Here is a 20144-nt window from a genome sequence, read left to right as displayed (position 1 = left end):
CTATGCAACTAAAAGACATTGCCTATAAAGTATCGCTGCTTGCTACATCCGGCAGCATGGATACAGAGATTACCAACCTGACGATGGACTCGCGCAAGGCGGGTCCGGGCAGCCTGTTCATTGCGGTACGGGGTACCGTCACCGACGGGCATAAGTTTATCGGCAAAGCCATTGAACAAGGAGCATCTGCCATTTTGTGTGAGGAGTTTCCGCAAACGCTGAACCCATCGGTAGCCTATGTGCAGGTGCAGGACTCCGCAAAAGGAATGGGGCTGATGGCGGCCAACTTCTACGAACATCCGGCGAAAAAGCTGAAGTTAGTCGGCGTAACCGGCACCAACGGCAAAACCTCAACTGCCACCCTGCTCTTCCGTTTATTCCGGAAATTGGGCTATCGCTGCGGATTACTGTCGACGGTGCAGAACCAGATCGACGATGAGGTCATTCCATCGACACACACGACCCCGGATTCGATTTCGATCAATGTGTTACTGAACGATATGCTGCGGCACGGCTGTACGCATGTATTTATGGAGGTCAGCTCACACGCAGTCGTGCAGGAGCGGATTGCCGGACTCACATTTGCCGGCGGTATTTTCACCAACATCACCCACGACCACCTCGATTTCCATAAGACGTTTGATAACTACATTAAGGCCAAAAAAGGCTTTTTCGACCAGCTGCCGGCCTCGGCCTTTGCGCTGGTGAATGTGGATGACAAACGGGGAATGGTCATGCTGCAGAACACAGCTGCCCGCAAGGAAAGCTATTCGCTCCAGACCCTGGGTACGTTCAAGGGCAGGATCATCGCCGACGGGTTGTTCGGGCTGGAAATGGACATCGAAGGCCGTCAGGTGTGGTTTAAACTGATCGGTAAATTCAATGCCTATAACCTGCTGGCTGTGTATGGGGCGGCGGTATTGCTGGGCGAAGACCGTGATGAAGTGCTGACGCAGCTGTCGGGACTGATGCCACCGCCGGGCCGCTTCGAGCAGGTGATTTCCGGCAACCAGATCGTGGGCATTGTCGATTATGCTCACACGCCGGATGCCTTGCAGAACGTGCTGGAAACTATTGCCGGTCTCCGCAACGAAAACGAGCAGGTGATTACCATTGTCGGCTGCGGCGGCAACCGCGATGCGGCCAAGCGCCCGATCATGGCCGAAATCGCCTGTAAATTCAGTAATAAGGTGATTCTGACCTCCGACAACCCGCGCAACGAAGACCCGATGGCCATTCTGGAGCAGATGCAGTCAGGCGTGCCGCCGATTGATTTCAAAAAAACAATCACCATTGAAGACCGGAGAGACGCTATTCAGAAGGCGGTGTCGATGGCACAGCCCCGCGATATTATTCTGGTAGCCGGCAAAGGGCACGAAACTTATCAGGAAATCAACGGTGTAAAATACGATTTCGACGACCGGCAAGTGCTTCGCGAGGCCTTTGCCGCTAAAAATTAATCGGAGTTTTCTTACCTTTGATTGCTAATCGAAGAGCAAAAAGCCCAAAAGCGAAAGAGTGACGGCATTCTTTCGCTTTTTCGCTCATTCATCAATTACCTCCATGCTCTATTACCTGTTTACGTACCTCGACCGGCATTTTAACTTTCCGGGAGCTGGTGTATTCCAGTACATCTCGTTCCGGGCGCTCGGCACCGTTATTACGTCCTTACTGATTGCCGCCGTTTTCGGCCGGAAAATCATCGACACGCTTCGTAATCTCCAGATCGGTGAATCAATCCGGGATCTGGGTCTGGAAGGTCAGATGCAGAAACGCGGCACACCAACGATGGGCGGGTTCATTATCCTGGCCTCGCTCCTGATCCCGGTCCTGCTGTTTGCCAAGCTATCAAACGTTTACATTGTCCTGCTCATCATCTCGGCCATCTGGACGGGCCTGATCGGCTGGCTCGACGACTATATCAAGGTTTTCAAGAAAAATAAGGAAGGGCTTCACGGCCGGTTTAAAGTTGTCGGGCAGATCGGCCTCGGCCTGATCGTCGGGCTGACGTTGTCGTTCAATGACTACGTTAAAATCCGCGTGTATGACAAACCGGTCGTCAGCACCGATCTGGGCCGTCAGTTACAGCATTATACTGACGTAAAATCGACGCTGACAACGGTTCCGTTTCTGAAAAATAACGAGTTCGATTACAGCTCGCTGCTGTTCGGCTTCCTGCCCGATGAATACACCTGGATTGTCTATACCCTCGTTTGTATTTTCATCATCACGGCGGTCTCCAACGGTGCCAATATCACTGACGGTATCGACGGTCTGGCGGCGGGAACCTCGGTGATCATCGGGTTAACGCTCGGCGTACTGGCGTATTTGTCGGGTAACGCCCGGTTCTCGGAGTATCTGAACATCATGTATTTACCAAACTCCGGCGAGCTCGTAATTTTCTGTGCGGCCTTTGTCGGGGCATGCGTCGGCTTTTTGTGGTATAACTCTTACCCGGCGCAGGTATTCATGGGTGATACGGGCAGTCTGATGCTGGGTGGTGTCATTGCCGTTCTGTCGCTCTCGATCCGGAAGGAAATGCTGATTCCGGTAATGTGCGGGATTTTCCTGGCCGAAAACCTGTCAGTCATCATTCAGGTATCCTATTTCCGGTACACCAAGCGAAAATACGGCGAGGGCCGAAGGGTCTTCCTGATGTCGCCGCTGCACCACCACTTCCAGAAAAAAGGCTATCACGAGGCCAAAATCGTGACGCGCTTCTGGATTGTGGGCATTATTCTGGCCGTTCTGACGCTGGTGACGCTCAAACTGCGCTAATCGTTGTATTACCTTACCATCTTAAATATCATCAACTCAATGAATCGTAACTGGATTCTTTACGGGCTGCTGGCGGCACCACTCGCCCTGCAGGCTCAAACCCAGGACCCGACGCCGTATGCGAAGACCATCACGGCAGCTGATCTGGAAAAACACCTCCGCGTTTTAGCGTCTGACGAAATGGAAGGCCGCGAAACCGGAACCCGTGGCCAGAAAAAAGCGGCTGATTACATCGCGAAATACTTCAAAAGCGAAAAGCTGACGCCCATTATTAAAGACGACAAAGGCAAGGAGTCCTTCCTGCAATCGTTTAACCTGTACCGCAAAACATGGGGTGATTTCTATGTGAAAGCGGGCGGGCAGACGTTTGCCTACCAGAAAGATTTCACGAGCAATGGCTTGCTGAACCTGCCTTCGGAAACCTCGTACGAAACAGTTTTCATCGGCTACGGCATCAGCGACAACGCCTACGACGATTATGCCGGTGTTGATGTAAAAGGCAAAGCCGTTGTCTTCCTCGATGGCGAGCCCAAAAAAGCCGACGGCACATCAGTAATCAGCGGGACCAAAGATGCCTCGAAATGGGGCGCAGCCGACAGCTGGCGGAATAAAACCACATTGGCCAAGGAAAAGGGTGCGGCCCAGATTTTCATCGTTTCGGCAGAAACCGGCGAAGGCTTCAAACGCGTACTGGCGCAGCGGGGTGCCCTGGCTGGCCGCTTTAACCGGTTAATGCTGAAAAGCACAACCGAGAATGTCGGTTCGGTTGGCTCTTTCCTGATTTCAGCCCCTATGGCGGCGGCGCTATTAGGCACTCAGGCCGATCAGCTGACCAAAGCCGGTGAGCAGATCGGACAGGCCGGTAAGGCAACCGCTTCGTCACTGAAAGGTCAGGTAGCAGTTAAAGCCGAACGTAAGGAAGAAATTGTAAGTACCGAAAACGTACTGGGCTTCCTGGAAGGAACTGATAAGAAAGATGAAGTACTGGTTATTTCGTCGCACTATGACCACATCGGAATCAGTCCGGACGGTCAGATCAACAACGGCGCGAACGACGACGGATCAGGTACGATGTCGGTGCTGGAAATTGCGCAGGCATTCGCCAAAGCCAAAGCCGACGGCAAAGGCCCTCGCCGGTCAATTCTGTTCCTGACCGTAACGGGTGAAGAAAAAGGCCTGTTAGGGTCGGAATACTACGCTGATTTCAGCCCGGCGATTCCGCTCGAAAAAACGGTTGCTGACCTCAATATCGACATGGTAGGCCGCGTCGATGACCTGCACCTGGGTAAGTCCGACAATTACATTTACGTAATTGGTTCAGACAAGCTTTCGTCGGAACTGCACACAATCAGCGAAGCGACCAACACGAAGTACATCAACATGGAGCTGGACTATAAATACAATGATCCGAAAGATCCGCAGCGTATTTATTACCGCTCTGACCACTATAACTTCGCGAAGAAGAAAATACCTATTATCTTCTATTTCAACGGCCTCCACCCTGACTACCACCGCCCAACCGACGACGTTGACAAAATCGACTTCAAACTGGCCGAAAAATCAGCCCGTCTGGTATTCTACACGGCCTGGGAAATCGTTAACCGCGACGGCCGTCTGGTTGTAGATAGCAATAAGCCTTAAGTAAAGAGCGAAAGAGATAAAGAGTGAAAGAGCGAAGTGGTGGCTCTTTCACTTTTTAGCCTATTTTTTTGCCAAACATATTATAGCTATAATTATGCAAAAATCACGATCTAGGTTTATTTTCTTATTATTAACTATTTCCTTATTCTCTTGTAATCAACTATTTGATCGTCTACAAAAGCTGACTTCTCCTGAAATTGAAATCGTCAAAGAATACAAACCTTACAAATTATTAGGAAATAATACAAGTTTAAAAGAATTGCTTAGTAGATCGGCTGGCGCGAAAGGTAAAATCGAATGGAGTTCCTTTTCTTCTGAAGATTACAAAGAGAAACCAAACATCAAAATTGTTCAGGTTGATATCCATACACAACACAACAAAAAAAGAAATATTCTCATACAGTATCTTGTAAATTTAGATCATCAAGGAGTTGAGTTTTATGCAGCTGAGATTGATGGGAAACCTGTAAAAGAAGATGTTTTAAACTTTACGATTCTTTTAGACGCAAGTCTATAGTTAGTGGTAACACGACTATAGCCGCGCAGAAGCCGACAATCGTGCCACCACTTTCACCCCGCTCTTTCACTCTCTCACTCTTTCACTCTTTATTTTTTGACGCCCGGCTGGGTGATTTCGAAGTTTTCTTTCTTTTTGGCGTCAGATACGATTCGGCGCACATCGGACAGGAGTTGTTTGGCGTCGTATACAATGCCGTCTTTCACGGTGTACTTCACGCCGCCGATGCGTTCTACTTCATTTTTCTCGTTGAGATGGATCGCGCCGGTACCGTACAGTGTCTTCAGGTTCGCTAACGGATTTACCTCCGTAATCACAAAATCGGCCAGTTTACCGACCTCAACCGACCCGATCTGATCGGCCATCCCGAGGGCTTCAGCCCCTTTGATGGTGGCCGCACGAATGACTTCCAGCGGGTGAAAACCGGCCTCCCGCAGTAATTCCAGCTCACGGATGTAAGCAAAGCCATACAGCTGGTAAATAAAGCCCGAATCCGAGCCCGTCGTTACCCGTCCACCGCGGTTTTTGTATTCGTTGACGAACTGCATCCACAACTGATAATTCCGCTTCCAGGCCACCTCCTGCTCCGTACCCCAGTTGTGCCAGTAAGAACCGTGCGACATCCGGCTTGGCCCATAAAACCGCCACAGGCTCGGCAAGGTGTAGTCATCGTGCCACTCCGCCCGGCGCGCGAGCATCAGCTCGCGGTTCGCTTCGTAGATGTTAAACGTCGGGTCGATGGTAAAGTCCATGGCAATGAGTTCGTCCATGACTTTATTCCATTTTTCCGTACCGGGTTTAGCCGCCTGTAACCACAGCTTACCCGCTTCTTCAAACCGGTTCTGTTCGTTATTGTAGTTGTAATCGGCCGGATAGTTCTGTACGGTTTTGTCCTCAAAAAGCGCCTCCGGCAACCCATACCAGTGCTCCATTGAGGTCAGCCCCGCCTTTGCGGTCGCCAGTACATTCATCCGGGCCACTTCCAGCTGGGCATGGTGGCAGGCCGACCGTAGCCCCAGTTTTTTGTTTTCATCAAGGGCCGCACGGAACACATCCGGTTCGGCGCCGAAAAATTTAATGCCGTCAGCACCTTTCTTCGCGTTTTCCCGTACCCAGGCCCGTGCCTGCTCCGGCGTTGTGACCGGTTCCTTAGCACCCTGTCCGAAAGAAGTGTAGGCCTTAAGTCTCGGAGCCACAATCTCGTTTTTTTCGCTGCGTGCCCGCTGATCAAGTACCCAGTCAAGGCCGTTACCCGCCGACGGATCACGAACCGTAGTGATGCCATGCCCGAGCCACAGTTTAAACACATATTCGGCACTGGTGCCCTGCGCTTTCCCACCGATATGACCGTGCATGTCGATAAACCCCGGCATCAGGTACATGCCCTCGCAGTTGAGTTCCTTATCGCCCGGACCGGCCTGAGGCCGGCTTTTGGCATCAACCGGAACGCCCGGATACCCTACCTGCCGGATCTGGGCAATGCGGTTTTTCTCGACCACAATATCAACCGGGCCAACCGGCGGTGCTCCCGTACTGTTGATCAGTGTTACGCCACGGATGATCAGCCGGTTGTGCGGCCCGTCGCCTTCGGCTGTTTTCCGGACCGGTGCCTTTTCGATTTGTGCCGCCAGCTGATGGCCGGTAAGCAGAAGCATACCCAGGGTCAGGGCATAGGTAAACAGTTTTTTCATGATAAGTACGGAAGTTGAATGCCGATGAATACCTTGAAAAATACGCAGTTTCGGTAATTTTGGCAAAAACTCAGCCGGATTCTTCTGCGATACCGGCCTTGTCGCTCCCGATGAAAAAAGATACGGTCACTAAATACTTCCTGTTGGGCATTGTGCTGCTGGCCATTGTGTTCGCCATTGCCATGAAAGCCACCATCTTCCAGAAGGAGCCGACACCGCCGCCGGCCCCCGCCGTGGCCGAAAGTCAGGCGTTCCGCGACTATTGGTTTGGCGGTAAAGCCGAAATCAACAGCTATCAGCTGCAACAGGCTCAATATGGCAGCCTGATGCCCGGCAAGGCGGTTTTGATTTTTGTAACGGAAGATTTCCGCACCGATACACAGGTGAAATCCGAAAGCGAAGCCACCCGCGACCGCTCAGCACCGACGCTGAAGAGCAATATCATCCGTAAGTTTGTGACCGGTATTTACGACTATTCGCTGTTTACCTCAGTCTTCACGCCGATTAATAATCCGGTATTTCCGCGTACGCTCAAAGTGAGTACATCCGCGCAGGAATGGTGCGGCCACAGCTACATTCAGCTTAATCTGCGTAGTACCGGCTATGCGGTGTCGGGCCGGTCTTATTTTGAAAAAGAAGTAGCTGAAGACTATACGGTGGCCAAAGTAATGCTGGAAGACGAACTCTGGAACCGCATTCGCCTGGCACCCGACAAACTCCCGACCGGTTCGGTACAACTCATTCCCGGCACACAGGCTGCCCGCCTCCGGCATCAGCGCCTTGACCCGCAAACCGCCGAAGTCGCCCTCTCGGCGTATTCGGGCACTGCCTTTAAAGGGGACTCCCTGCAAACATACGACATTGATTATAAATCAGATAAGCGGAAGTTGTCGATCATTTTCGAGAACAAGTTCCCCTATCGGATCGTTGGATGGCAAGAGACCTACGCGACCAAAAACAAGGTATTAACCTCACGGGCGGTGCTTCAGCAAACGATTCAGTCGGATTACTGGAACCGGAACCAGCCGGCCGATTCTACCCTTCGCCGGTCACTGGCAATTCCGTAAGGGTCTCTCTCGTTAATGAAACGAATCAGCATGGTCTGGTTCGCCTGTAAATGCATATTCCGATGAAGCAACTACTAATGACCGGCCTGATCGGGCTGGCAATTTTCGGGTGTTCTTCTGAGAAAGAAAAACCCGTACAGACAGAAGAGCCGACATACACGCTTATTTTTATCGATAAATCTGTCAGTGTCAATGTTAATCAGGCATTTGTCAACCAGAAATACACGCAGGAGATCAGCAACCTGATTGAAGCAAACCTGCACACAAAAGGCGATAAGGTGGAGGTTTATTTCATTCACGATAATACCTCGAAAGCCCGTGCGCTGTCACAGAGCGTCCGTTCGGAGATGGATGACGTATCGAACGCCAGCCCGACCGACCGCGAAGCTGCCCGGGCGGCATTTGATCTGTCGCTCCAGCGGGAGAAAACCATGATCCGCCAGCGCGTTTTGCAACAGCTGACCAGACAAAACGGCTCGTTATCCAATCAGCGCACCGATATCTGGGCCAGTTTGCCGGTAATTGCCAAAGCCAATGAAAGCGGGATGCTGGTAAAGGTGTATTACCTGAGCGATATGCTCGAAAGCATGAAAGGGTCCGGCCGGCGCGATCTGCACGAGTCGCCGCCCCGCGACGATGCCCAGGCTGAAGAATGGGCAAAAGCGGATGCCGGAAAGCTAAAACAATATACGATCGGCAGTCCGGAGATTACGATGGTGCTGCCTTTCGAGCCAAACGCTTCTGCTAAAGTAAACAACCCAACGGTTACGCATTACTGGCAAACGCTCTTTAACGAGCTGGGTGTCAGCAGTATTGAGGAGCAATGAATTTAAAGAGTGAAAGCGCGGAAGAGTGAAAGAGTGGTGGCAGGGCTATCGGCTTACAGGCAATAATATAGCTTGAGGCTTTAGTCGTGCCACCACTTTCACTCTCTCATTCTTTCACTCTTTAAAACAAAAAAGTGGTGGCACGACATGAACCGTGCCACCACTAAAAACTATCGTTCAACAAAGACGATTAACGGACGGCGAAAGCGCCTGAACCGATCTTGAAGCCTTCTGAGTAGAGCTCAATTGTGTATTTACCTGGTTTGTAAGGAATACCACGGGTATAGAGCAATTCTACTTTCTGTGTATTGTTGGTGTAATTTACCGTTTGTTTTGTGGTATACACCGTTTCATTACCATCTACCTGGAATGTGCCTGAGCCGTTGGCCATGTCAGAAACAATGGCACCGTCAGGATCAAGAACGCGGACAAATACCTCTTTAGCTTCTTCGCGCGTCAGCGGGTTATCCAGCAGTGTATATTCCAGTTTTATTTTGTCCAGACGTTTTGCCTTGTAGGCATCGTCTTCTTTGACTTTACCCTTATTCGATACAGCGTATACCTTCACATTCTGTGCTTTCAACGCCGCCGCACGGGTCACTTTCGCTGTCAGGTCTTCATTCTGCGCAACGAATGTCCGCACCGAATCGCGGGCTACCTGCCGTTCAGTACGCAGGCTTGTATTCTCAGTATTAAGCGTTTCGTTGGTATTTTTCAACACGCCGTTTTCACGCTGCATCTGAGCGATCAGGGTGTCTCTTTCCATCAGGAAACCTTCGTATTCTTTGATTTTGGCATCGTATTTAGCCATCATTGCCCGTGTGTTGGCAGCATTGCCTTTACGCAGGGCAGCCTTATCATTCTCCAGCTGTGCCTTTACTTTCAACAGCTCGTCAACGTTACCACCCAGTTTCTTTACTTCAGCAATTTTAGCATCCAGAGCGGTCGAGATGGAGTCAAGCTTAACACGGGTGTTTGAGAGTTCTTCAACCCGCTCAGCAATCGTTACTTCCTGATTTTCCGAGACTTGTTTCTGATTAAAATAGAGGTAGCTTGATACACCTGCTAACCCTGTCATGATAATAAGGGCAGCGAGCAGGGCTCCACTTGTACGTGGCCGTTGTTGCGGATTATTTTCCATAGCTAGTTAGAATTAGTTGGTTAAAAAGTAGTTGAGTAATTAGACAACTAATGTTTCCAGTCCAATAAATTTGTCAGGAATGTAGAGTGTTTGCTATGGAGTCTATCGGTTTAGTGTTTGAGCGTTTGTACAAATCTATAAACGTATCCGGGCAAAAAATGTTTCATTAACAACTAAAATTATTAATAAACTATGCCTGAATTACCCGAAGTAGAAACAAGAAGACAGTATCTCGAGGCCTCTTCACTGCATCAGCCTATCGATCATATTCTGGTCGAGGACTACAAATTACTGACGGTTGACTATGAAACATTGACCGGAAAACTGACCGGCCGTTCCTTCACCGGTACCCGCCGCGTTGGCAAAAATTTATTTGTTCTGACCGACGAGCCGGCCGTAATTCTGCACCTTCATTTCGGCATGACGGGCGATCTGGAATATTATCACTCGTCGGTCGGCCGCCCTAAATATGCCCGGATCGTTTTTGCCTTTGAGAACGGGTTCAACCTCGGCTTCATTTGTCCGCGCAAATTTGAGCGCGTCGGGCTGGTCGATAATATAGATACGTACCTGGCCCGGAAAAAGATTGCGCCTGACGGTCTGGACATTTCCCTTTCTGAGCTAACGGCACGTGTCCGCCGGCGGAAATCACCCATAAAACCCGTCCTGCTGGACCAATCTGTCGTGGCTGGCCTTGGCAACTGGATTGTCGATGATGTACTGTTCCAGGCCGGCATTCACCCGCTGAAGCTTGCCGGCAGTTTGTCCGACGACGACATGAGCCGCCTTCATGCGGCGATCCGGCATGTACTGACCGTTGCGATTGAGCAAGAAGCCATTTACCGGAATTTCCCGAAATCGTTTCTGATTCATGCCCGTGAGTGGGACCATAGCCCGTATGACTCGCCGGACGCACACCGCTACTGCCCGGTATGCGGGACATCGGTTGCGCGTACGGTGGTCGGCGGAAGAACAACCCTGTACTGTCCGCATTGCCAGCCGGTGTAAGCACATTTCAGCATACGGTCGATTTACCTTAATTTTTTATCATTCGTGTCCGTCAGCAGGTGCGCAACCCTTTGCTGTTTCCGGCGAAATCGCGTATTTGCCATCTAAAATTCTGACACAAAGCCACTATGTTCTCTCAACAAGACCAGGAACAAATTCAGGGCCAGGGTGCCACCCTCGACCTCATTAATGAGCAGATTCAGCACTTCGTTAATGGGTTTCCTTTTCTGAAAGCGATTAAGGCCGCCACCATCGGCGACGGCATTGTGCGGGTATCCGACGAGCAGATCCTTGCTTATCTGCACCAGTACGATGACCTGACTGGTGACTACACCCTCATGAAATTTGTACCGGCCTCAGGAGCCGCAACACGGATGTTTAAATCGCTGTTTGCCGCCCTCGACGGGAAATCCGATAAAGCCACTGACGAATTCTTTGCCCGCCTTGCTGATTTTGCCTTTTACGAAGACCTGAAAGCCGTTATGGCCGCCAAAGGTGACAACATCGCTACGGCAGACCGGCAGACCGTACTCCGCTACCTGCTTACCGCCGACGGCCTTGATTACGGCAGTCTGCCTAAAGGACTGCTGAAATTCCACAGCTATACCGACGGACCGCGCACGCCGGTGGAGGAACACCTCGTGGAAGGCGCGGCCTATGCCAATGCCAATGGCCTGGTTCGCCTGCATTTTACGGTATCGCCGGAACACCACAGCCGCTTTGAACAACTGATTATCGAAGCAAAACCGGACTACGAAGCCTGGTTAGGTGTGGCGTTTGACGTAACGTTCTCCGAGCAGAAAAAAGCAACGGATACGATTTCGGTAAACCTTGACAATACGCCGTTCCGCAACAGCGACGACTCGCTGCTGTTCCGTCCTGCCGGCCACGGTGCGCTGATTGAAAATCTGAATGATATTGACTCCGACATCGTATTTATCAAAAACATTGACAACGTTGTTCCGGATGAACTGAAAGAAACGACTATCACCTATAAAAAGGTACTGGCTGCGCTGCTGATTGATACCCAGAAACAGGTATTCCGCCTGCTGGAACTGCTCGAACATGAGGAAGTCAGCGACGGTTATATTGCCGAGGCAGAAGAGCTGCTGCGTTCGACCTTGTATACGCTGCCGCCGGTTGGCTACGAAAGCTTCAGCCGTGAGGAAAAAATCGCTTATCTCCGCCAGAAACTTGACCGGCCGATCCGGGCGTGCGGTATGGTGAAAAACGTCGGTGAGCCGGGCGGCGGTCCGTTCTGGGCGCAAAACCCGGATGGCTCGGTATCACTTCAGGTGGTAGAATCAGCTCAGTTTGACATGGACGATGCCGAGCAGAAGGCCATTTTTGACACGGCGACACACTTCAACCCGGTTGATCTGATCTGCGCCCTGAAAGACCGTCATGGCAAAAAATACAACCTGCCGGACTTCCGTGATCCGCAGACGGGCTTTATTACCCAGAAGTCTAAAGACGGCAAAGATCTGAAAGCACAGGAGCTGCCGGGGCTGTGGAACGGGGCAATGGCCAACTGGAGTACCGTCTTTGTGGAAGTGCCGCTGATTACCTTCAACCCTGTGAAAACGGTAAACGATCTGCTGCGTAAAGAGCATCAGCCGGCAACTGAATAGAAACAACAAAGGAGGGCACTGCCCTCCTTTTCTTTATAACCAGTCAACCGCAGGCCGGTTAAGCCGATAGCAGGCCGGTAGTATCAGTAGCCTCTGGCTGTGGCTCGCCGATAGCGATTTCTTTTGTTTCCAGTAAGCCTGTGTTCTGAAACGTAAGAAGACTTGTGTTTTCGTAAACGCCCAGGTTTGCATCCCGAACACGCTCCATGATCGGACGCAGTGCACACGTCACTTCATCTTCACAGTCGTCACACTTTACGTAGAAATTTATGGATACACAAGGGGTTGGCGCAATCGGTCCGTCAATAACCCGAAGCACCTGTGCGAGATTCACACGGCCCGGATCAACGCGGAGCAGATACCCGCCGCCTTTTCCTTTCTGGCTTTGCAGGATTCCATGATTACGTAATTCAAGCAGAATCGCTTCCAGGAACTTCTTGGGAATATTCTCTTTCGCAGAAATGTACGAAATCAGCACCGGACCTTTGCCGTATTCTTCAGTAAGAACTTTGAGCGCCTTTATGGCATACTTTGCTTTTTTTGAGATCATCTCGTTACGGTTTACGGTGCCCAGGAATGATTGTTGAACATGATTAAAAATTATCTACACTCACAGACCGTTACAGTTCAGCAAGTTAATGATAGCTTTATTCTCCGCCAACTTTTTCCGGAATTTAGCCCTAAAAACTGATAAGAATCACTCCCTTTTGCACAATAAACCACTTCTTATTCCGTTTCCGGCGCTATCCACGAAAGATGCGTTCTTTCCTTAGTCACGAAGTTACCTATAGGATAGGTCAAATATATGGAAAATTATCGAATCGCATAGTACAGGTAACTCCTTCAACCGAATATTTACACACAATATCTACCTTCTAAATAGTCTATACAGCAAAAATAAAACCCCTTACGGGGTTCCATTCTGCTAATCAATTCCGTTGACTGGCGCGGAAGAGCTTTTGTTTCTCTTCCTTAGTCAGGCTTTCGTAGCCCGACCGTGATATTTTATCGAGTATGGAGTCAATCTCATCCTGATCCGGCATTGACACCGACGGTGAACCGCCCGCCATTGATGAATACGCTGTTGCGTGTGTACTGGCACTGCTGCGCTGCCGGTAAGACACCTTCACTGGTGGCTTCGGGCGAAACAGGTTCTGCCATCCTTCCATGATCCAGTATACCGGACGTCCGAGGTCAGTACCGTTCTGCAGCAGTTTAATGAAAAAGAAACCCATTGCTGCACCGCCCAGATGTGCCAGTTCTCCGCCGGCATTCGGGCCGGTTGACTGCGCCATTGACAGTACAATGAAAAAGAAAACAATGTATTTAATCCGGACCGGCCCGAAAAACAGCAGGTGAAACGTATAGTTCGGCAACAGGGTTGCTGCACCTACCGCCACCGAATACGCCGCCGCCGACGCTCCCAGCATGGTTGACGCACCTACTTCTGACTGAAACAAGGGTACCAGATTGTAAATAAGGATATAGGAAACACCGCCCGCAATAGCGCCCAGTATGTATAGACCAACCAGGCGGCGGTTGCCCAGGTATTCATCGATCAACCGGCCGAACCAGTACAGGAACAGCATATTGAAGAGAATATGGAATGGTTTTTCGTGAGTAAACGAATAGGTAATGAGTGTCCACGGCTTATGCAGAAACGCCTCGACCGATGCCGGAATCGCCAGCTGCTCTGTAACCAGTGAATAATAGCCCGTCCGGTTGGCCATCCACAGTGTCAGGTTTAACACCAGCAAGGCCAGAAACACCATTGTATTTACCAGTATTAACTGCACCAACGTATTATTGGGCTTATTAAACTCTGACCTGAAATCATCAAACAACCCGCTCATGTCTCAGTAAAATTTTTTGCGTTGAGAACCCCAGTATTTAACTAATATGAATGCGAACAACATTCCGCCAATGTGCGCAAAGTGCGCTACGTTGTCAGACTGTGCCCGGTATACTCCGGTATAAATTTCGTATGCTCCGTAAAAAAGAACCAGGTATTTGGCTTTCACCGGTATAGGTGGAAACAGCAAAAGCAGTTCAGTGTTTGGAAACAATAAGCCAAAAGCCATAATTATACCAAAAACCGCTCCTGAAGCCCCGACCATCGGTTCGTTTGCCTGAGCCAGCCAGTATGAATTAACAAACCCAAGGCTTTCCTGAATATATTGCGGATTCCGGGCATTGGCTTCAAAGCTAGTCACAAACGGTTCAATCCGGTCATAGGCAGAACCAGCATGGTCTGTGATAAACATCATAAAGTTTTCCGGCGTCGGTGCACTCCGGTAGGCATTCACCGCTTCCAGTAACTGACTCATTTCGTAATAATTCACCGCCAGATACAAACCGGCAGCGCCTAATCCGGTAAACAGATAAAAAAAGGCAAACCGGCGTGAGCCCCAGACCCCCTCCAGCATAGGACCAAAGAAAAACAGCCCCAGCATATTACTGAAAATATGACCCAGTCCGCCGTGTAAAAACATGTGGGTCAATAACTGAACCGGTCTGAAGTCGTCCGATAAAACTGAATGCAGGCCAAACTGCTTGATTACGGCTTCACTTGTTACTAGAAACGCCAGAACATTCAGTATAAGTATAATTCGAACAACAGGGCTTAAACTCATCATTTTTACAATTTACGTAATATAACCCATTTACGGTTTGAAAAAGCCAGCAATTTTATCCAACGTCAACACGCTTGTAATTGCCTCACCTTTCGGCGTATAGCCGGGATTCGACGACGCAAATAACTGATCGACCAGCGCTTTGCATTCTACCGGACTAAGCCGTGTCTGGTACCGCGACGCTGTACGCCGTGCGAGCGAACGGGCCAGCGCTTCGGAGCGTTCCAGTTTCAGCTTGCCGGTATCTTCGCGGAACTGTGCCAGCAAATTGCCGAACACATCTTCTTCGCTTTCCGTTGCCTGACCCAGCGTCGGCGATAACGCCGGAACACCACGGATCACCAGCGAATTCGATCCCAGCTCATCAAACTGAAAGCCCAGACTTGTCAATTCTTCGCGCAGTTCGAGTGCCAGCTGGTAATCGACCGGCATCAGCTTAACGGTTTTCGGAAACAGCAACTGCTGCGACGCACCGCTGTGCCGTGTGAGCGCATGCTGAAACTGATCGAACAGAATCCGCTCATACGCGCGCCGCTGGTCAATTACCAAAAGTCCAGACTTAACGGTTGCCAATAAGTAACGGTTCTGTACCTGAATAATATTGTCGGCCTGCACATCTTCACCTTCGCTCAGCTGGTTGGCTTTGCTGCCCAGGGTAAGTGCCGGTTTTTCCGGCAACGGGGATTCAGTTGGTGGCAGCCAGTCACTTACCGGCGGACCAGCCGGCGGGGTTCCGCCGGGTTCCGGCTTGGCAATGCCTTCAAATAAAGCCTGCCAGTTACGGGCTGAACTCTTCTTGAGGGCTTCGGTTTCCGCCCGGTCCGACGATGCCTTGTCAAAATTATAGTTCGACGGCAGCGGGCGGGGGCGGTCGCGGGGCATGTCCGCATCATTCGCCGAAGGGCGCTCCCCCGTAATCCACGACGGCACGGCCGGCCGTGGTACCGATGCATCACTCCGGCCCCGGTCGGCCAGGCTCCCCTGCCCCGACAGAAAATTCACATTCCCGTCGAAGTCAAGTGAAGGAGCCAGATTGTACACGCCCATCGCTTTCCGGACGGCTGCCATTACGATGGCATACACCGACCGCTCGTCATCAAATTTGATTTCGGTTTTGGTCGGGTGTATGTTGATATCAATATGGGACGGGTCAATATCAATAAAAAGCACATAAAACGGGTGACTGCCTTCAGGAAGCGTTCCTTCGTAGGCACCCGTTACGGCATGGTGGAGGTAATTATGTTTGATGTACCGCAGATTCACAAAAAAGAACTGCTCATTACGGGTTTTCTTCGCTGACTCCGGCTTACCGATATACCCGCGCACTTTTACGTAGGGCGTTTCTTCTTCGCAGTATGCCAGTTGTTCGCGGTAACTTTTCCCGAACATATCAATGATGCGCCGGCTAAGCTTCCCGCCCTGCAGGTTGTATACCTCACGATCATCCTGAAACAGCGTAAAACTGACTTCCGGATGCGCCAGCGCTACCCGCTGGAATTCATCCAGAATATGCCGCATTTCCACCGAATTCGATTTCAGGAAGTTGCGGCGGGCCGGCACATTAAAAAACAGGTTTTTGATCAGCAGGTTGGTGCCGGGCAAACACAAAATAGCCTCCTGCGCTTTCAGCTCAGAGCCTTCGATACGGATGAGCGTGCCCAGTTCTTCGGCAGCACGGCGGGTCCGCATCTCTACCTGGGCAACCGCCGCAATCGACGCCAGGGCCTCGCCGCGGAACCCCATCGTACGGATACGGAACAAATCATCTGATGTGCGGATTTTTGAGGTGGCATGCCGTTCAAAACTCATCCGGGCATCGGTCTCGGTCATTCCCGACCCATCGTCAATTACCTGAATCAGCGTACGTCCCGCATCACGCACAATCAGCTGCACCGATTTAGCGCCCGCATCAACGGAGTTTTCCAGCAATTCCTTTACTACCGAAGCCGGTCGCTGCACCACTTCCCCCGCCGCAATCTGATTGGCAATCGAGTCCGGTAATAGTTGAATGATATTCACGTACGTGTTGGTTTTACGGGTTGCCAGTTATGCTACCAGGTCAGGGCAATGATACAAAATCTGCCTTGTAAAAATAAATCGAAACCCGTAAAACGTCCACCTCAGCGGTATCTATGGTCTGGCTTTCGGCGCGAAGGTCAGTGGTACAACCACCTTCACACTTACGTTTCGTCCCATATTAAATACCCCCGCACGACCCGTTGCCGGATTAAGACCAAAATACTTCAGCCGATTCTGGTGACTCTGGTAGGCCCGGTCGAACACATTCTGCACTGTCAGATAGACGGAAAACAGGGTCCGGCCGCCGGAGTTGACGATATCGCCGCCACCCCCTATGTTACATAACGTAAAACCGGGCGTAGGCGTTTCCGTTCCGTAGGCTAATAATGCCTGATTTTGGGCCTGATTGTGCTCTATTTCGATTTGCGCGTATAAATTTCGCATACGGTCTCCCCATTCCGTCTTTGTCAGCTTCAGCTGGGCAATAAACCGCGGCGGCGGCAGGAACGGCAGATAACGGGCCGAATCGTTGCGGGCCGACAAATTACGGGAACGCACCAGCGAATACGATCCCATCAGGTTAAACCAGCGGGCATTGAGCGGATTCACGGTTGCCTGTAGTTCGGCACCGTACAACACCGCATTGCCCTGCACATACCGGTAGGTCAGAATCGGACGGGCCGGATCAACGATTGAATCACGGCCGAAGCGGTCGAGTACTTTTTCCGAGAAGGTATAGTTGCTGATCTGATTCCGGAACACATTCGCGATCACATGTACGCCTTTGGTCTCCAGTTCTACGCCCAGATCGCCCTGCCACGAGGTTTCGGAGCGCAGATCAGGGCTGCCGATTTCGTAGCGGAACGTACCGGCATGCTCGCCGTTGGCCGACAGCTCCGGTACCGACGGTGCCCGGAATACGCGGGCCACGTTGGCCTTCACCGTAAACTGTGGCGTCAGATTGTAGGTAGCCCCAAAACTTCCGGTAGGGTTCGAAAACGTTTTGTTGAGACCGGCAAAGCGGGTCTGGTTCTGCGGCGCGGCGGTTTCGGTAAAGGCACCGTCAGGCGTCACATACAGCCGGTTGACATTCATCTGCCGGACATCGAAGCGAACGCCTCCGCTCATGGTCAGCCGGTCGGTTTTCTTCTGGAAGAACGCCAGAATGCCATTGTCCCAGTACCGGTATCCCGGATACAGCACGTCCAGACCGCGGTTCTGATTCCACTGGTTCATACCGTTCCAGCCAACCGTTACATCCCAGCCTTTTCCGGCGTTCAGGTAATATTTCAGGTCGTAGAAAACATTCTGAAGCATGAAAAACAAGGCCGGTTCGCCGGGTGTCAGCGTGCTGGCATACTCCAGGCGCCGGTTCTGGTTATAGCTGATCACGGCCGACAGGTTTCCTGCCCCTAGTTTTGCAAACGTATTCCAGGAAAACTTCAGGTGGTTCAGGCTCTGATAGTTTGCCGGATTAATGGCCCGCCCGCGCAGTTCGTCGTCGGACACGGTTACAGGGCCTTCTGTTTCATTGCTGAGGCGTACCAGCTTCTGAAAGCGGCCCAGATTATCCCGCTCACCGGTAACGATATTGATGTCCTGATGAAAATTCGACACGTATACCTGCGAATAGCCCCAGCTCCGGTTCACGCCTACTGTTCCGTTCAGATCCAGTTCCCGGTAAGCTGAGCCATACACCCGCCCGTCGTATTGATTCCGGTAATTGCCGGCATTCTTGTAGCTTGTCCGGAAGCGGCCGAACACGCCGCCTTTAGTGGTCCCCTCGACCATACCCGACACGCCAAACATCTGGTTATTGCTCTGGTAGTTGGTCAGTACCTGCCCGCGCATCACGCCGGGCTCCGGTGGCCGCGCCGAAATCAGGCTCATGACACCCCCAAGGCCGTCGGAACCGTACAACAGACTGCCTGCTCCCTTGATAATTTCGTAACGGTCAATCGAATATTCATCGACCTGCAGGGCGTGTTCCTCGCCCCACTGGTTGTCTTCCTGCCGCACACCGTCGTGTACGGTAATGACCCGGTTAAAGCCCAGCCCCCGGATCACCGGCTTTGACAGGCCCACGCCCGTGGTAATCTGCGACATGCCCGGCAGCTTCACCACCGCATCGACCAGGTTAGTCGAACTACTTTGCATCCACTGTAACCGGGAATAGGTCATGATCGGAATCGGGCTCTGCTTCACGGTTGCGCCCGTTGTCAGCCCAGTCACCACAACTTCCTGAAGCTGCTTTGAATCGGTTTCGAGGGCAAAATTGCTGCTGCTATCGCCGCCAACCTTAACTTTCCGGAGAATCGTCTGATAACCGACCAGCCGCACCTCAACCGGTTGTATTCCGGCGGGCAGGTTGCCCAGCTGATACCGGCCGTTTACATCGGTAACAGCTCCTTTTTTAAGTTCACGCAGATAAACGGTTGCACCGATCAGCGGTTCACGGGTATTTTTATCGGTAACAATACCCGACAGTTGTGCCAGTACCAGCCCTGGCACCAGGCATAAAACGAGAAGAAGTTTATACATGGAGCGATTGTGTCTATGAGATGAAATACCGGGGCACGGTACATCACATACGCCCGTTGAACACATACCGGAAAGCCGTGAGGACATACCTATAGCCCACAGCTATCCCATGCGAACAAAGCGTAACGCCATGTACCAGCCATTAAATCAGCCTATAGACAGGGGGGCCGCGGTGCCGGAAAGCCGTATGACGCCGGCTGATTGTGCGGAAAAGAACCGGAAAAGCAGGGGTAGCCGTGAAGACGGCCGTAAACACAGCCAGCCAGAAAAATGGCTCCGGATTGGTATAGAGTGCGTTGGTAACAGCGTCCAGCCAGAGCAACTCCTGCTGCGTGTGGTTGTTGGGCTGGATCGGGTCTTTGCCTACGGGTTTGTAGGGGTGGGCGTGGGTGATAATCGTTCCGTCTGCCAGCCGGTGGGCGTGCAGAAACAAGATTCCGTTCACCAGCATTCCTGCATAGAGCAAGAGCAGAAAGCGGGCGGTCCGGGATCGGTATCGGTTCGAATTCAACACGTTAAGCAACAATTTTTTAAAGCAAATGTAGTTAATACATTAAAAATGTGGCCTCAAACATTAAAAATTACCGCTTTTTCTTCTTGCCGGAACAATTTTTGAAGTAGAAGAAACAAACAGTTTGCTTATGTCGTTA

16 protein-coding genes are annotated in these 20144 nt (G+C 51.2%); 8 read left to right on the top strand and 8 right to left on the bottom strand.

What is annotated here, in order from left to right:
* Positions 1-2: 2 nt before the first annotated feature.
* The 4 genes from AC23NW_RS06585 (at position 3) to AC23NW_RS06570 (ending at position 4936) form a co-directional block, all read left to right on the top strand.
* Positions 3-1460 (top strand): UDP-N-acetylmuramoyl-L-alanyl-D-glutamate--2,6-diaminopimelate ligase, encoded by a 1458-nt coding sequence (locus AC23NW_RS06585; protein ID WP_487448477.1) that lies wholly within the window; start codon positions 3-5, stop codon positions 1458-1460.
* A gap of 103 nt (positions 1461-1563) precedes the next feature.
* Positions 1564-2778: a phospho-N-acetylmuramoyl-pentapeptide-transferase gene (gene mraY / locus AC23NW_RS06580; protein WP_293833913.1), complete on the top strand. Its 1215-nt coding sequence runs from the start codon at positions 1564-1566 to the stop codon at positions 2776-2778.
* A gap of 39 nt (positions 2779-2817) precedes the next feature.
* Positions 2818-4419 carry a M28 family peptidase gene (locus AC23NW_RS06575; protein ID WP_487448475.1) on the top strand — a complete coding sequence of 534 codons (1602 nt, stop codon included), beginning with the start codon at positions 2818-2820 and terminating at the stop codon, positions 4417-4419.
* Between the two features lie 94 nt (positions 4420-4513).
* A complete protein-coding gene (locus AC23NW_RS06570; RefSeq protein WP_487448474.1) occupies positions 4514-4936 on the top strand; it encodes a hypothetical protein in 423 nt (140 codons plus the stop codon).
* An 89-nt stretch (positions 4937-5025) separates the two neighbouring features.
* On the opposite strand, the gene AC23NW_RS06565 is transcribed toward AC23NW_RS06570, so the two are convergent.
* A complete protein-coding gene (locus tag AC23NW_RS06565; protein WP_487448472.1) occupies positions 5026-6627 on the bottom strand; it encodes an amidohydrolase family protein in 1602 nt (533 codons plus the stop codon).
* Positions 6628-6737: 110 nt separating this feature from the next.
* On the opposite strand from AC23NW_RS06565, the gene AC23NW_RS06560 reads away from it, so the two are divergent.
* The gene (locus AC23NW_RS06560; RefSeq protein WP_487448470.1) at positions 6738-7694 is read left to right on the top strand and encodes a hypothetical protein; all 957 of its coding nucleotides are present in this window, start codon (positions 6738-6740) and stop codon (positions 7692-7694) included.
* A 62-nt stretch (positions 7695-7756) separates the two neighbouring features.
* Complete coding sequence (locus AC23NW_RS06555) at positions 7757-8521, top strand: hypothetical protein (protein ID WP_487448468.1); 765 nt, start codon at positions 7757-7759, stop codon at positions 8519-8521.
* Positions 8522-8711: 190 nt separating this feature from the next.
* Here the strand turns inward: AC23NW_RS06555 and AC23NW_RS06550 are convergent, their stop codons facing one another.
* A complete protein-coding gene (locus AC23NW_RS06550; protein WP_293833904.1) occupies positions 8712-9662 on the bottom strand; it encodes a hypothetical protein in 951 nt (316 codons plus the stop codon).
* A 192-nt stretch (positions 9663-9854) separates the two neighbouring features.
* Here AC23NW_RS06550 and AC23NW_RS06545 point away from each other — a divergent pair, with 192 nt between their 5' ends.
* Both AC23NW_RS06545 and AC23NW_RS06540 read left to right on the top strand, forming a co-directional pair.
* Positions 9855-10670 (top strand): Fpg/Nei family DNA glycosylase, encoded by an 816-nt coding sequence (locus AC23NW_RS06545; protein ID WP_487448466.1) that lies wholly within the window; start codon positions 9855-9857, stop codon positions 10668-10670.
* Between the two features lie 128 nt (positions 10671-10798).
* Positions 10799-12301 carry a DUF4301 family protein gene (locus tag AC23NW_RS06540; RefSeq protein WP_487448465.1) on the top strand — a complete coding sequence of 501 codons (1503 nt, stop codon included), beginning with the start codon at positions 10799-10801 and terminating at the stop codon, positions 12299-12301.
* A 58-nt stretch (positions 12302-12359) separates the two neighbouring features.
* Here the strand turns inward: AC23NW_RS06540 and AC23NW_RS06535 are convergent, their stop codons facing one another.
* The 6 genes from AC23NW_RS06535 to AC23NW_RS06510 form a co-directional block, all read right to left on the bottom strand.
* A complete protein-coding gene (locus AC23NW_RS06535) occupies positions 12360-12851 on the bottom strand; it encodes an RrF2 family transcriptional regulator (RefSeq protein ID WP_293833900.1) in 492 nt (163 codons plus the stop codon).
* A 379-nt stretch (positions 12852-13230) separates the two neighbouring features.
* Positions 13231-14154 carry a rhomboid family intramembrane serine protease gene (locus AC23NW_RS06530; protein ID WP_293833898.1) on the bottom strand — a complete coding sequence of 308 codons (924 nt, stop codon included), beginning with the start codon at positions 14152-14154 and terminating at the stop codon, positions 13231-13233.
* Positions 14155-14157: 3 nt separating this feature from the next.
* Positions 14158-14937, bottom strand: coding sequence for a rhomboid family intramembrane serine protease (locus AC23NW_RS06525; protein WP_487448463.1), 780 nt, complete (start codon positions 14935-14937; stop codon positions 14158-14160).
* 27 nt (positions 14938-14964) lie between these two features.
* Positions 14965-16953, bottom strand: coding sequence for a DNA mismatch repair endonuclease MutL (gene mutL, locus AC23NW_RS06520; RefSeq protein WP_487448461.1), 1989 nt, complete (start codon positions 16951-16953; stop codon positions 14965-14967).
* A gap of 111 nt (positions 16954-17064) precedes the next feature.
* Entirely contained in the window at positions 17065-19494 is a 2430-nt protein-coding gene (locus tag AC23NW_RS06515) for a TonB-dependent receptor (protein ID WP_487448459.1), read from the bottom strand.
* Positions 19495-19636: 142 nt separating this feature from the next.
* Positions 19637-20005 carry a hypothetical protein gene (locus tag AC23NW_RS06510; RefSeq protein ID WP_293833891.1) on the bottom strand — a complete coding sequence of 123 codons (369 nt, stop codon included), beginning with the start codon at positions 20003-20005 and terminating at the stop codon, positions 19637-19639.
* Positions 20006-20144 lie beyond the last annotated feature (139 nt).

It is taken from the genome of Arsenicibacter sp. R0_47, assembly GCF_057652235.1.
Note: the sequence above shows the minus strand (reverse complement) of the source record. Positions and strands in the feature narration are given on the sequence as shown.